At 52.4% G+C, this 13,540-nt stretch carries 13 protein-coding genes; 5 read left to right on the top strand and 8 right to left on the bottom strand.

Translation table 11 applies throughout. The features are described 5' to 3' along the window. The first annotated feature begins 521 nt into the window (after positions 1–521). Positions 522–1,247 (top strand): pentapeptide repeat-containing protein, encoded by a 726-nt coding sequence (locus tag EBA_RS20125; RefSeq protein ID WP_192376370.1) that lies wholly within the window; start codon positions 522–524, stop codon positions 1,245–1,247. Between the two features lie 26 nt (positions 1,248–1,273). Here EBA_RS20125 and EBA_RS20120 read toward each other — a convergent pair whose 3' ends face one another. Then, a complete protein-coding gene (locus EBA_RS20120) occupies positions 1,274–2,065 on the bottom strand; it encodes a symmetrical bis(5'-nucleosyl)-tetraphosphatase (RefSeq protein WP_192376369.1) in 792 nt (263 codons plus the stop codon). Between the two features lie 521 nt (positions 2,066–2,586). Between EBA_RS20120 and EBA_RS20115 the strand changes: the two genes are divergently transcribed. Beyond that, positions 2,587–2,856 (top strand): hypothetical protein, encoded by a 270-nt coding sequence (locus tag EBA_RS20115; RefSeq protein WP_192376368.1) that lies wholly within the window; start codon positions 2,587–2,589, stop codon positions 2,854–2,856. A gap of 204 nt (positions 2,857–3,060) precedes the next feature. On the opposite strand, the gene EBA_RS20110 is transcribed toward EBA_RS20115, so the two are convergent. Beyond that, positions 3,061–3,468 (bottom strand): DUF805 domain-containing protein, encoded by a 408-nt coding sequence (locus EBA_RS20110; RefSeq protein ID WP_192376367.1) that lies wholly within the window; start codon positions 3,466–3,468, stop codon positions 3,061–3,063. A 232-nt stretch (positions 3,469–3,700) separates the two neighbouring features. Here EBA_RS20110 and EBA_RS20105 point away from each other — a divergent pair, with 232 nt between their 5' ends. Then, positions 3,701–4,909 carry an HD-GYP domain-containing protein gene (locus tag EBA_RS20105; RefSeq protein ID WP_192376366.1) on the top strand — a complete coding sequence of 403 codons (1,209 nt, stop codon included), beginning with the start codon at positions 3,701–3,703 and terminating at the stop codon, positions 4,907–4,909. Positions 4,910–5,583: 674 nt separating this feature from the next. Here EBA_RS20105 and EBA_RS20100 read toward each other — a convergent pair. From EBA_RS20100 to EBA_RS20090, 3 genes are all read right to left on the bottom strand, one after another. After that, entirely contained in the window at positions 5,584–6,381 is a 798-nt protein-coding gene (locus EBA_RS20100; RefSeq protein WP_192376365.1) for a cobalamin-binding protein, read from the bottom strand. 134 nt (positions 6,382–6,515) lie between these two features. Next, the gene (gene gpmI, locus EBA_RS20095; protein ID WP_192376364.1) at positions 6,516–8,156 is read right to left on the bottom strand and encodes a 2,3-bisphosphoglycerate-independent phosphoglycerate mutase; all 1,641 of its coding nucleotides are present in this window, start codon (positions 8,154–8,156) and stop codon (positions 6,516–6,518) included. A gap of 125 nt (positions 8,157–8,281) precedes the next feature. Next, on the bottom strand, positions 8,282–8,437 hold the full coding sequence (locus EBA_RS20090; protein ID WP_192376363.1) for a hypothetical protein: 156 nt from the start codon (positions 8,435–8,437) through the stop codon (positions 8,282–8,284). Positions 8,438–8,597: 160 nt separating this feature from the next. Between EBA_RS20090 and EBA_RS20085 the strand changes: the two genes are divergently transcribed. Together EBA_RS20085 and EBA_RS20080 are read left to right on the top strand one after the other, a co-directional pair. Then, a complete protein-coding gene (locus tag EBA_RS20085; protein WP_192376362.1) occupies positions 8,598–9,554 on the top strand; it encodes a cupin domain-containing protein in 957 nt (318 codons plus the stop codon). Between the two features lie 108 nt (positions 9,555–9,662). Continuing rightward, positions 9,663–11,924, top strand: a complete 2,262-nt coding sequence (locus EBA_RS20080) for a pentapeptide repeat-containing protein (protein ID WP_192376361.1) — start codon at positions 9,663–9,665, stop codon at positions 11,922–11,924. Positions 11,925–12,021: 97 nt separating this feature from the next. On the opposite strand, the gene EBA_RS20075 is transcribed toward EBA_RS20080, so the two are convergent. The 3 genes from EBA_RS20075 to EBA_RS20065 form a co-directional block, all read right to left on the bottom strand. Next, entirely contained in the window at positions 12,022–12,354 is a 333-nt protein-coding gene (locus EBA_RS20075; RefSeq protein WP_192376360.1) for a type II toxin-antitoxin system HicB family antitoxin, read from the bottom strand. Continuing rightward, positions 12,351–12,605 (bottom strand): type II toxin-antitoxin system HicA family toxin, encoded by a 255-nt coding sequence (locus tag EBA_RS20070; protein ID WP_192376359.1) that lies wholly within the window; start codon positions 12,603–12,605, stop codon positions 12,351–12,353. Before EBA_RS20070 ends, EBA_RS20075 begins: the two co-directional genes overlap by 4 nt. A 343-nt stretch (positions 12,606–12,948) precedes the next feature. Then, positions 12,949–13,326, bottom strand: coding sequence for a hypothetical protein (locus EBA_RS20065; protein WP_192376358.1), 378 nt, complete (start codon positions 13,324–13,326; stop codon positions 12,949–12,951). Positions 13,327–13,540 lie beyond the last annotated feature (214 nt).

Genomic DNA, 13,540 nt, shown 5'->3' with positions numbered 1-13,540 from the left:
TCGGCGACGGAATGCCGGGCTGCAGGCCCTAGTTAGCCAGGAAGATCTAAAAGCGTGCGATTAGCAGGATTGCAGCCGACACTAATAAGCAGGCTCCTGCCAGCCACGAACCAAGGCGAGACCGCCTTTTTGAAACCCACATGGCAATAATGGACGTCAGGGAAATGAGTAAGACCGGATACGCCAATAAAATAATCGATACCGGTAACGTCGTGTTTGAATCAGCATCTTCAAGTGTGTAATAGCTGAAACAGCCTAAACTGGGTAGCGCTACTATCAGGGCCAAGACTAATAATTTGTGACTGAGCTGATTCATAGTTAAAAGCCTGAGTGGGTCTTCTTGGCAAGCATATACCTAAATGAGCGTAAGCGTGGTTTACCGCGCAAACCAAGGTCCGCGCCGAAGTGTGCTTTTCGATGTTGGGATAATATTGCCCAAAATCTAAGTCCTTGGCTTATGATTTGCTAAAATCCACCAATAGCTGTTGTGTTAACAGCCTAGCCCGTTTTGGGGAGTAGTTATGCAATACGATTCCAGTAGTTGCCGAGCATTGATAGGTTTCAGTCTGTGTTTTTGGCTATTGCCTTGCTCATCTGCCGAGCTGTCTCGCGAGGATGTGATCACTATTATTGCCAAAGCCGGTGTCCAACGGCCGATATTGGCTAAAAAAGACTTGTCCGGACTGGATTTATCGAGCGTTGCGTTCAATCAAGCCGATTTGTTTTCCGCCAATCTTGATGGCGCCAATTTGAAGGGAGCTCTACTGAGCGGCGCAAATCTTAATCTTGCGCATATGCGTAATGCAAATTTGCAGAATGCCAATTTAGCCGATGCCAGTCTATATGGTGTGCTGATGGATAATGCCGACTTGACTGGCGCTGACCTTAGTCGTAGCCGCGTGACGGGATTGCTGAACAATGTCAATTTAAGCGGCGCCAAGCTAAGGCAGGCTAATTTAGGCCCCGATTCCGCGAGCCCGCGGCAACAGCCTGATCAGCTCGAAATGAACAATGCAATACTGAATGATGCGGATTTGAGCGGTGCTAATTTTAATTATGCGCAGATGAAGAATGTATCGCTCCGTAACGCCGATTTAAGCGGTGGGCAGTTTATTTGGGTTGACTTATCGGGTGCCAATTTAGACGGCGCAACTATTGCCGATGCGGATTTCAGAAGTGCCAAGTTTGATGGCGCAAATCTGGATAATGTGAAAAGGGCCGATACCGCCCTGGGCTTTAAAAAATAAGCTTGCCGTCTGACGCTGCATCACAATCAAGTTAATTCAGGCACTGCGGCGTTGGTTTCCGTTGGCGTTGATAATTGCAATACCGACAATCCGGTCAAGGGGTGGAAGCCGAAGCAATCGACATCGGCAAAATCCGCATCATCGGCAAAAACCACGTTCAATTGGGCGGTCAGCCGGTTGGGAACGCGATACCAGGGCATTAATCCGTTCGGCTGAGCAGCAAACGGGCCCGCGGCTTTGAAATCCAGCTTGCCTTGCTCGTTGCAATACGCCATCTGCGTATAGGCATTGGCAATAAAGTTCAGGCGTTTCCAGCCGCGCAGTTTGGCGTGCCAGCGCGATTGATCTTGCTTCCGGTTTTCCAGAAACGTCGCGTAATTGCTTCCCGATAGAACCGATTCCACTTCATACGCAAAGGTCAAGGCTTGGCTAAAAGTCCATTCAGCAGGAATGCCGGCATGGACCAAAGTAAAATTAAGCTTGGAATCGTGATGAATCAGGCTACGAAGGCGTAACCATTTCAAAAGCTCCTCCCGATCCGGAGCGTTAAGAATGTCATCTAAAGTATCGTCCGGCCCCACTTGCGCATAGCCGAGCGCCACGCCCAGTAGATGAAGCTCCTGTTTGCCCAATACCACAACGGCCGCCTTGCCCAAGCTTTTGACGAAACGCAGCACTTGTAAGGATTCCGGCCCCTGGTTGACCAGATTGCCGGTAAACCACAGTCGGTCTTCTTGCGGATCGAAGCTGATGTCCGCGAGCAGTTGCGTTAGTGTCTGGTAATCGCCGTTTACACTGCCGATGGCGTAGGTAGTCATAGTTATTTAAATTCCAAAGCCATGTCTGATAAATGGCTGGCCCTGACCTTAATCAGGTCAGGGCTATGCCGGGGATTTCCACATTACCGTCAATACCTATCAATTTTGATGCCATCCGTCTTGGCTACGGATTGCTGGAAGCTGTTTGTCTGCCAACTGACTGATTATTCGCTACAAACCTATTGCCAACCGATGATCTATTCGAGGGGCTTAGCCGGATAAACCTCGTTTGTTTCCCACAACATCCGCTGTTTTGCGGGCTTAATGTAAAGTAGTCGACAGGTTTTGGGATGGTTGCTAGCGGAGCCAATCGAGCTTGCTGGCAAGGCTTGCAACATCGCCACATTCGACGCAGCAGAAGGAGGTGTTGAGTGTTTTTATATATGTAAAATCTATTGAAACGATAAAAACAATCGATTTTATTAGTGATGAAGGTTTGTTCACAATAGTCTCCAAGCTGGATCGATTGATATTTCAATCAGGTTTCCAGCGATGTAACAATTATCACCAGGAGACTTGTCATGAAAACCCTAAGCACCCTTCAAATTGCTATCGTCCTCACTGCTGCTATTGCATCAACCGGCGTTCAAGCGCACGGCGATCAGATTACTTCCGGCACTGTTGCAAATGGTCTGGTTACTGAAGTGATGTACGACAACCCCGCTTACAACCGGGGTATTCACGGCTACCCTAATCCGGTTGCGCCGCTTGTGATAGCCGAAAAACAGTTGATCTATGTCGACCAGGCGCATGGCCAAGCGATTTACAGCTATGCCGGAAACACCAAATAGTCTTTCGGCGTTCCGCCAGCTCTGCTACGCAGTCTGTTAACTTTGCCAAGTCGTTGGCTTGAATAAGGCAATTTATGGCAATAAATGTACCCAAACCAAGCAATTTTCGGTTCGCTTCGGCTTCGCTCAGCACAAGTCCGCTCAGCGAACGACCTATTTGGCATTGCCAATGGGTACAAACATCCTCAAAAATCACCTAAGGACTTACAACGCCCGTACCAATAGTACGGGCATCCAGGGGCATACTAACAGGAGCAGGCCGGTAAACCAGATATCGAACATGGGGGGTAAGGCTGGGGCTTCGAGTAGGTCGGCCGCTGGATTGCTGGGCGCGAAGATTAATACCAACGCCACCAACAGCATGAGAGGCGGAGCGAATAAAAAACCTAACAATATTCCCCAGGCTGAAGAACCGATGTCACGACAGCGTTTAATCATCGCCGATACCCCGAACAAGCCGCATGCCAAGGCGATAACCAGGTAAAACGGCACTGCATATTCGTCCGACGACCCGGTTGTGGTGATCTGATGCGCGTACAAGGGCAGCGCCAAGGCATTCAACAAGCTGGGTAGCCCAAGGGCAATGTATCGAGATCGGTCGTAACGCAACATATTTCGGTATATTCCCTGAATTTGAAGTTAACCGGGCCAACTAGATTAGCTCAGTAGGCGACGATTGCCAATTTTTGCTTGCGCGGCACTTTCCTATTGGGCGGATTTATTGCAACTCTTCTTATCGATGTAAGCGCATTGCCGATACCGGTAAAGCTAAAGTAAATTAAGCAGCCATACTTTCCGTGCCCCGGCAATAATTCTGGGGCTATCTCCATCGGCAAACCGAGCGATGATCAAAAAAATCGATGTGACCGACCTGAAGCCCAAGATGTTTATCCACGACATCAATTGTCCCTGGATAGAACATCCGTTCTTGCGCGACAGTTTTGTCGTCGAATCTGACCACGACATCGAGAAAATCGCCGCCTACGGCATTCGCCAAGTTTACATCGATACCGCTCTTGGACCGGATATGCCCGAAGCGCCAACGGTTCATGAAATACATAAACAGCTTGATGAGCGCATGCAGCATTTGGGGCGAACTCTGAAGCGCGTGCCACCGCCGCTGATCAGCGTCGAAAAAGAACGGGTAAAAGCCAAACAAGTCTGCCGCGAAGCCAATCGCATCGTGCATAACGTCTTGCAGGATTGTCGGCTGGGTAAGCAAGTCGAATTGGAACAGGTAGAGCCCGTAGTTTCCAATATCGTAGACTCGATTTTCCGCAACCCGGATGCCATCGTTAGCCTGCTCAGAATCAAGCAGGCCGACAGATATACCTTTCAGCATTCGGTGGCGGTCGGCACCTTGCTGATCAGCTTTTGCCGCGCTTTGGGTATCGACCGCAAAACCATAGAAATGGTTGGCTTGGGCGGTTTGCTGCACGACATCGGCAAAATGCAGGTGCCGAATAACATCCTGAACAAGCCGGGTAAACTCACGGAAAGCGAGTTCGAGATCATGAAAAACCATGTGCGCGATGGTTGCCTGGTGCTGGAAAAAACGCCGGGTATGTCACCGATCGCGCTGAGCGTAGCCGCCGAACATCATGAATGCTATGACGGTAGCGGTTATCCGCTAGGTTTGAAGGGTGACGAGATTAGCCTATACGGACAAATGGCAGCGGTGGTGGATGTCTACGACGCGCTGACGTCGACGCGGATTTATCACGTAGGCATCGAACCCACCGAAGTGTTAAGAAAATTGCTGGAGTGGAGCGACCACCATTTCAATCTGACAATGGTGCATCAGTTCATCCGCAGTATTGGTATCTATCCGGTCGGCACCTTGGTGCGCTTGGAAAGCGGCTATCTAGCAGTGGTAGTGGAGCAGCATCATGAAAACTTATTGCATCCTCGAGTCAGGGCGGTTTTCAATAGCCGGTCTCGCAGTTACATGCCGCCACGGGATTTCGATTTATCCAAACCCGGCTGTAATGATCGGATTGCCTCATTTGAAGTGCCATCGCGCTGGGGCGTCGATCCGGGGCGTTTCATTTAGGGATAGGCATCAACAAACGTTGTAGGCAACGGGTGCTGGCACAGTCAGCTTAAGGCCTTGAGCCTTAAATACGTGCTATCGAGCCTTACAGTGCTACGAATCCAAAGTTGGGGGGAAGTCGCTACATGCCACGGATAGCAAAGGCTGCAGAGCATGGCGATTTCCTGATCTCCAAAAACGCGCCACTGCAACCCTGATACACGCTACTGGAAGTGTCAGGTATACGTTTCAAGCCTGTAAACACGGCGTCGGCAGGCAGACTAGTTTGCAATAAACTCAAATAGTGGCGAGAAATAATCATAGTCAGAGCACTGCAAGCCGATCCTGTATGCAAAGCTGATCCACAATGATGTCTGCGGCCAGACACAATGGCATCAATTTCGTCTAATCCTTCTTCCAGTGGCGCCGTTGCATAAGCATCGGCAACTTGTTGGCTAGCCTACCAACCGATCCTTAAAACGCCGTATCCGATCGAATAACCGGGCAGCCACTAGTGCCGCTAAGGGTTTGCCATCTTTTTAGTTCAAATCGAGTCATGCCGGTACTGAGCTTGATTTAGCATTTCTCCCAGGTTTTGATGGGACGTGACAGCATTTTCTTCCTTAACCACTTTGGACAGCCTTAATTCGGCGAGTTTCCCAAAAGCGGCCATCGAGTTGCATAGCCGATTTAGGCTAAGCAAAATCCCGCTGCCAATCATTGATGATCCGGCATAATTGCGCCATGCCGTCGCTGAGCGCAGCCGGGCCGGGCTGTAAAATGTCGCAGGATTTAATTTCGTAGACTCGCTGCTGGGTTACGGCGGGAATGCTGTTCCAACCGGGGCGCGCGGCAAGATGATCCGGCCGAAATTTTTTGCCGCACCAGGAGCCGATGACAATATCCGGGGCGCGGCGCACGACTTCCTGCGGATCGGCGATGATGCGCTGCTTGGCGGAATGTTCAGTGGCCAGTTCGGCAAAGCAATCGTCGCCACCGGCGATGGCAATTAACTCTGATACCCAGCGGATACCGGAAATCATCGGCTCATCCCATTCTTCAAAATAGACTTTGGGCCGTTTGCTGAACGAAAGACCGTGTTGGTGGGCGGTCTCCAACTGTTGCCGGTATTGCGCCACCAGCGCGGCCGCTTTTTCCGGGACCCCAACCATCGCGCCCAGCAAACTGATCATATCCAAAATGCCGGCCACCGAACGCTGGTTGAAGATATGCACCGCCACGCCGGCCCGAATTAAATCCGCCGCAATGTCGGCTTGCAAATTGGAAAAACCCAACACCAAATCCGGTTGCAACGCCAGGATTTTGTCGATTTTGGCGCTGGTAAACGCCGAGACTTTGGGTTTTTCCCGGCGCGCCTGCGGCGGCCTGACCGTGTAGCCGGAGATGCCAACGATGCGCGCTTGCTCACCCAGCAAATACAGGGTTTCAGTGGTTTCATCGGTTAAACAGACGATGCGGGCGGGATAATCCATCAGCCAATCCAGGTTAAAAAGTAAACGGAGCCAAAGCGGCTAAGCAGTAGCGTATTGAGGTGCTGCGAGCAATAAAAACCGCCTAGCGGCCGATAGCCGGTAGGCGGTTTAATCAGGCCGGAGAAAACGCCGGTTTACTGCGCTTCGATCAGACTAGGGTCGTAAGCTTCCGGCGCGTCAAAGCCCAATAGGTTCAATATTGTCGCTGCTACATTCGACAGGCCGGCTTTAGGTAAATCCTGGCGTAATTGGTAACCCGGATTCTCCCTGGAAATCAGCACGAATGGAACTGGATTCAAGGTGTGCGAGGTTTTGGCCTTGGTGCGGCCTTCGGCATTGCGCGTGACATTGCCTTTTTTATCCAGCTCGTACATTTCGTCGGCGTTGCCGTGGTCGGCGGTGATAATCGCCGTGCCGTTCATCTCCAGAATCACCGGAATCAAACGCGCCAGCTGCAGATCCAGACCTTGCATCGCGGTAACCGCCGCTTCGAAATTGCCGGTGTGGCCGACCATGTCGCCGTTGGCGTAATTCACGCGCAGGTATTGATACTTGCCGCTACGCACCGCGGCTATCAGCGCGTCAGTAATCTCGGCGCATTTCATCCAGGGCCGTTGTTCAAATGGCACTACGTCGCTGGGGATTTCCACATAAGTTTCGGAGGCTTCGTCGAATTTGCCGGAGCGGTTGCCGTTCCAGAAATAGGTCACATGGCCGAATTTTTGGGTTTCGCTGATCGCGTATTGGCTGATGCCGTTTTTAGCCAGATACTCGCCCAAGGTGCGGTCGATGGTGGGCGGTTCCACCAAAAAGCGCGGCGGCAATTTGGTATCGCCGTCGTATTGCATCATGCCGGCATAGGTCACTTTCGGCAGTGGACCACGCTCGAACGGGCTGAATTGTTCTTCGATAAAAGCGCGGGAAATTTCGATCGCCCGGTCGCCGCGGAAATTGAAAAACACTACCGCATCGCCGTCGACGATAGTACCCAGCGGCTTACCGTCTTTGGCAATCACGAAGCCGGGCAAATCCTGATCGATGACGTTGGTTTCGTTGCGGAAGGTTTCAATCGCCTCGTGGGCGCTGGCAAATTGTCTGCCCAAACCCAGCACATGAATGTCCCAACCGCGTTTGACCATCGACCAGTCGGCTTCGTAACGGTCCATGGTAATTTGCATACGGCCGCCGCCGGAAGCAATTGCCACATCAAAATCTGTGCTACGCAAACCGTCCAGATACGCTTCGAACGGATCGACATAATCCAGCGCCGACGTTTCGCCCACATCGCGGCCGTCTAACAGAATGTGTAAACGCACTTTAGCCACGCCGGCTTGCTTGGCTTGTTCGATCATCGCTTTCAAATGGTCGATATGCGAATGCACATTACCGTCGGAGAATAAACCCAGGAAGTGCAGGGTGCCGCCTTGTTTGGCAGTGGCGATCACGTCGTGCCAGGCCTGGCCTTGCCAGAGATGGCCGCTGCTGATGGATTCGGCCACCAATTTGGCACCTTGGGCAAACACCCGGCCGGCGCCGAAAGCATTGTGGCCGACTTCGCTATTGCCCATGTCTTCGTCGCTGGGCATGCCCACTGCGGTGCCGTGTGCCAACAGCTTGGTCATCGGGTAGCTGGCCATGTAACGGTCCAGATTCGGGGTGCGCGCGGCTTTAACCGCGTCGCCGTCTTCGCGCGGCGAAATGCCCACGCCATCCAGGACGATGGTGACGACTGGGCCGGGGCAGGCGGGAAAACAGGAAGATTTTGTTAATTTCATGGTGTTATTCAATGGGTGGTACTTCAGAAGTTAAAAGAAACAGGGTTTGGCGATTTAGCGAAAGGTGATGCTGGCGCCTTCAAATTGCCGGACATCATACCCGATCAGCCACGTTCAGCAGCATGTCAGGGCTTGTCTTTTGCTGCTTGTTTCAGAACAAACGCCAGATTCATCGTAATCGAGACTTGCAAATAATCGTCCGCGCTTAATGTTAATTTGTCTGCCAGAGCCAGTTTGGGTTTGCCTTGGATATACAAAACGATTCTAACGGTTGCCGACATAATGTGGAACCCTTGCGCCAAGTATTTCGTCTGAACGCAGGATCGAAAAAAGCGTCCGTGCTTTTTGGGTTTGACACATATCCACGCTGTCACACCAGCGAGCGTACAATTTAAACCATCACGCCATTTGCCTGGATTGCATACATAAAAAGGTGCCGTCATGACCATCGCCCAACCGCAGAACCCGCTTGAACCCTTGCTGGAAAATTGCCGCTATTTTGAATATACCCAAGCCGCCGATCCGCTTGGCTCCGGCGCTATCACCAAGCTGCCGTTCGCCAATTTCGGTAGCGAATTGCACCAAACCGGTAGCACCCGGATTATCCCGCTCGACGTAAGCGCGCAATTAAATTGTCCAGGTCCGGCCACCAGCCCGGCGTTGTGTGCAAACTTTGTCAGAATTCTGGCCGGCGAATCGCTGGCGACCCAGTTCAATGCCACCTCGCTGTTGTTTTACGTGATGTACGGCAGCGGCCGCACCGAATTCGACGACCTGACCATCCCCTGGCAAACCGGCGATTTTGTGGTGCTGCCAGTGGGCAAGGATATTCGACATTTTGCCGACAGCGATTCGGCCTTTTACCTGGTGCACGACCAGCCGCTTTTGACTTATCTGGGGGTGACAGCCGATAGGCCATGCTTTAAACCGACGCTTTATACCGCAGCGGATTCGTTGCGTGAGTTGGCGGCAGCGCAAAAAGCGGCGGAGAGGGTGAATCGTAACCGTATCAGCGTGTTGCTGGCCAACAAAGCCATGGACCAAACCCTGACCGTGACGCACACGTTGTGGGCGATGCTCGGCGTGCTGCCCAAGGGTGCGGTGCAATTGCCGCATAGGCATCAATCGGTAGCCTTGGATTTGATTCTGGACTGCGCGCCGGGTTGCTACACGCTGGTCGGGCCGCAGATTTCGGCAAATGGTCAGATCGTCAACCCCACCCGCGTCGATTGGCAACCCTACTCAGCCTTTATCACCCCGCCCGGCTACTGGCATGCACATTTCAACGAGTCAGGCAAAGAGGCGCATTTGCTCCCGCTACAGGATGCCGGCTTGCAGACTTATTTACGCAGTTTGGATATTAAATTTGTGTTGCCGGATGGGAGTGTTTCGAGGTGAGTTTATGAGCCGCAAGGTTCGCGAAGGATGTTGTGTACGTTGTTTGCCAAATCCTAGGGGCTGTGTAATAAACTGATCGCATAGTCCACTCGTTTCTGCACACTCCCTATGCCTTCCATCAATAGCAAGCGCGTTTTAGATTGGCTAAGCAAAGCCCGGCACGACAGCAGCGCCGAATGTCGCGCGCAAGTCGAGACCACTAAAGCCGACCCAGACGAAGAAAAGAAGGTTACGCTGGCCGATGCCAAGGCCTTGCTCGACGACTCGTCGCAGAAGAACCGCAATCTGTTCGTCGGCTTTCTGGGCGTGTTGCTGTACACCTTGGTGATGACCTTGGCGATTACCGACCAGGATTTGTTGATGGGGCGGATGTCGATGAAAATCCCGCTGATCGACCTGGGCTTGCCGCCTTTGGCCTGGTTCAGCGTGGTGCCGGTATTGTTTTTGTTGCTGCATATCGATTTGCTGCACAACCTGGACGAGCACCTCAACAAACTGCTGCGCTGGCGGGAACTCAACGGTGGCACGCTGGACCGCCGGCAAATGCAGCCCTTTTTCTACGACTTTGCCTTCGCCTATCCCAACGAACGCATCATCGGCAAATTGCTGGACTGGTTCGTCTGGTTCTTGATTTATCTGCTGCCGATCTTTACCCTGCTGGTGGTGCAGGTGCGCTTTGGCGCCTATCAAAACCAATTATTGTCGGCAGTGCATTGGGCATTGGTGATGGCGGATATTGGCGCCTATGGCCTGTTTTACCGGAATTGGCGGATCGCCAATGGCCGGGGACTGGACGGACGCTTGGTCAAGATTCGACAGGCGTTGATCGATACCGCGACCTGCGTCGTGCTGTTGCTGGTTTTGCTGTGGTTGGCTGAAGGCGGTTGGAGTCATATACGAGAAGAGTTCCCTGATTGGCTTCGTGATGATTCTAGCTATTTAGCGTTTGCCTGGTTGTGCAGTGTCCTGAGCTTTTCCGAAAGTCAAACCTTGATTACCACGGCCTATGCTTTGGTGGGCGTGTTACCGACGCTGGCGGCAATAGTGTTACCGGCATTGCGCGGCGGCTGCACGCGGGCTTTACTGTGGCTTAGCTTATGCAGCTTGGCGTTGACCAGCTGGTTTTGTCAGGCTTGGGCATTGTCCGCGACTAAACTGATTATTGGAGTGTCGTCAGCTCAACCTCTAGCGGCGTTGCTGCCACGCTTGGTGGTGGCCAGCCATATCCTCAGCGGGGTCGACGACAATGAGAAACGCATGCTGCAAATGTTGGCCGATTATCAATCGGCCGACACAAGCAACTCGGCTCGAGATGCCCAAGACAGTGCAGCCAAGCCGGGTGCTGCTAAAGCCAAAGACGGTTCGTTGGCCAAGCAATGGTGGCAACAAGGCGCGCGTCTCGATTGGCGGGAACGTTCGTTCAATTTTGCCGACTTTTACGGTAGCCTGATGGCTAGGGCGGACCTTAGGAACGCACAGCTGCAGGGCGCTCGTCTCGACAGGGCGCAGCTGCAGGGGGCTGGTCTCTACAGTGCGCAGCTGCAGGAGGCTAGTCTCCTCGGGGCTCAGCTGCAGGGTGCTATTCTCGACAAAGCGCAGCTGCAGGGGGCTGGTCTCTACAGTGCGCAGCTGCAGGAGGCTAGTCTCCTCGGGGCTCAGCTGCAGGAGGCTAGTCTCTTCGGGGCTCAGCTGCAGGGTGCTAGTCTCTACAGAACGCAGCTGCAGGGCGCTCGTCTCGACAGCGCGCAGCTGCAGGGCGCTCGTCTGGACAGCGCGCAGCTGGAGGGTGCTAGTCTCGACGGCGCGCAGCTGCAGGGCGCTAGTCTCAAATGGGCGCAGATGCAGGGCGCTAGTCTCGACGGCGCGCAGCTGCAGAGCGCTAGTCTTAACGTGGCGCAGCTGCAGGGCGCCGAGCTTTCCAGAGCACAAATTCAAGGCGTCGAGTGTGAATCTTGGTCAGGAATAACCCAAGTTGTTGCCAAACAGCAATCCTCTCAGGATTGGCAGAAATGCCTGGCTAGTGCGGCTAAACCTTTAACACAACTCCACGTTCAGATTATATTGGCAAAACGGCCTAATCCAACATCCGAGCAACTGAAGGATAAGCTTGCCAAGCGTTTGCTCGAGCGAGTCAATCAGCCTAGCACGCTGCCTGAAGCCATCTGCGGCAACCTGACCGAAGACATGGCAACAGCCATAAACCAGCATTGGCACGACAGCGTTCCCGACGAATTGACCGAGCGATGGGCCGAACAAGGCCAGCCTTGCGCCGAGCCGCCGAAAACTGACTTGCCGGCTTCCGGCAAACCAATCCCATCATCAAAAACGGCTCGAGCAACCGACGCCAAACCCAAAGCCCGCTCCGAATAGCGAAGCCTATTCGGAGGAATGAAGGCGTTAGCTCCACCTAAAACCCCGGTGGTAGTATCCAAGGGGCATGGCGGGACCGATCTGAGGCTGTATGATGTCAAACATGCGACGCTTCATTCAACACTTCCGTCGCCCACTGATTCAGGCTTTTGCCTTTCGCTTTGGCGGTTACTAGGGCGGCTGCATGGATTTCGGGCGGTATGCGCAGCATCAGTTTGCCGCTAGCTGGTTTTTCCGGCGATTTTCCGATGCGGGAGCAAGTTTCCAGGTAGTCGTCAACCGCTTCCTCAAAAGCGTTACGCAATTCGGTTACCGTCTCGGCATGAAAGCCGATCACATCTTGAATGCCCAGCAAGCGTCCAATCAACAAGTTGTCTCTGTCGTCAAAATCGATGCGGGCGGTATAGCCTTTGTAAGTCATGGTGTTCATGGTCTGACTCCAATAGAAGATAAAAAGTCGCGAGCCTGTTCGACTTGGTAAGGTTTGGCTTCCTTGTTTGGATGAGGTCGATGGAAGGTCGCGATTCGGCCTTGGAATACAAAACGTACTCGTGAGCCTCGTCCCTCGATTACTTCACAGCCTATTGCGGCAAAAAGCGATTCGATGCGTTGCCATTCCAATGTGGCCGAAGTGGGGTTGGCAAAGATGGCTTGCAAGGTCTTGGTGTGCCTTGCATTCATGCCACTATGCTATCAAATAATGCTATCGCTTGTCAGCCCGCGTAGCTCCGAATAGCGAAGCGTATTCGGAGGCATGAAGAGTGTTAAATTCGTCCGATTACGTTTCATTAATCGGACCTACGGACCTTGGGTAAATCAGTTTGAAGTGTCGGCAAAACGTAAGTTGATGGTGTTTTATCAGCGCTGAAGAAGATCACTCCTGCCGTTTTCGCAATAAAGGTAGTAGGAAATATGCAGCAAAATTAGGCTTTTAGCACTAGCTAGTCACAAAAAAGGCGATAATCCGGGTTCTTAGCCTGGCGTTGGGTTTCTAACCAATAGTCAACAGTCGGCTTTATAGCTACTAGTGGCGGCGATGGTAATTGTCGAATCTTGGTATTTGTTGTGGTTGTTGTTGCGGATAGACAAAACCCCGCACAGGCGGCAATCCATAATAATCGGCTGGGGCCTGATAGCCCGTCGGAGGCTGAGGATTATAGCCACGATAACCACCGTGATAGCCGTTGTAATTTTGATTGCCTTGATAGTTTTGGTAATCGTGATCCTGGTTATAGTCGTTCCGGTAATCGTCTCGGCCATAGAATTGCCGCTGTTCGGGTTGTTGTTGGTATTGTCGTTGCTGCGACTGTTGGCGAGGGATATAGACCCAGTCATCCTGATCGCCGAAAGCCGTGTCTGACAAAAACAAGCCAAATGTCAAAACCAATGCATGCCTGACCATAAATCCTCCTAAAGTTGGATTCTTGTGAGATAGCACATTATTCTCTTTCGGCCTTAAAGACTACTTAAGCTTGGATTATTTGGCTAGTCATTGGTTTTTGACGTGACCAATGACTATTTGCTTTTTCTAGGTCGCAGCTGGGCCATTTGCAGCCCGCGTAGGTCCGATTAACATAGTGTAATCGGACGCATGATGACCTTCGTTCCTCCGATTA

It is taken from the genome of Methylomonas albis, assembly GCF_014850955.1.
GTDB lineage: Bacteria > Pseudomonadota > Gammaproteobacteria > Methylococcales > Methylomonadaceae > Methylomonas > Methylomonas albis.
This window is presented reverse-complemented; position numbering and strand designations above follow the sequence as displayed.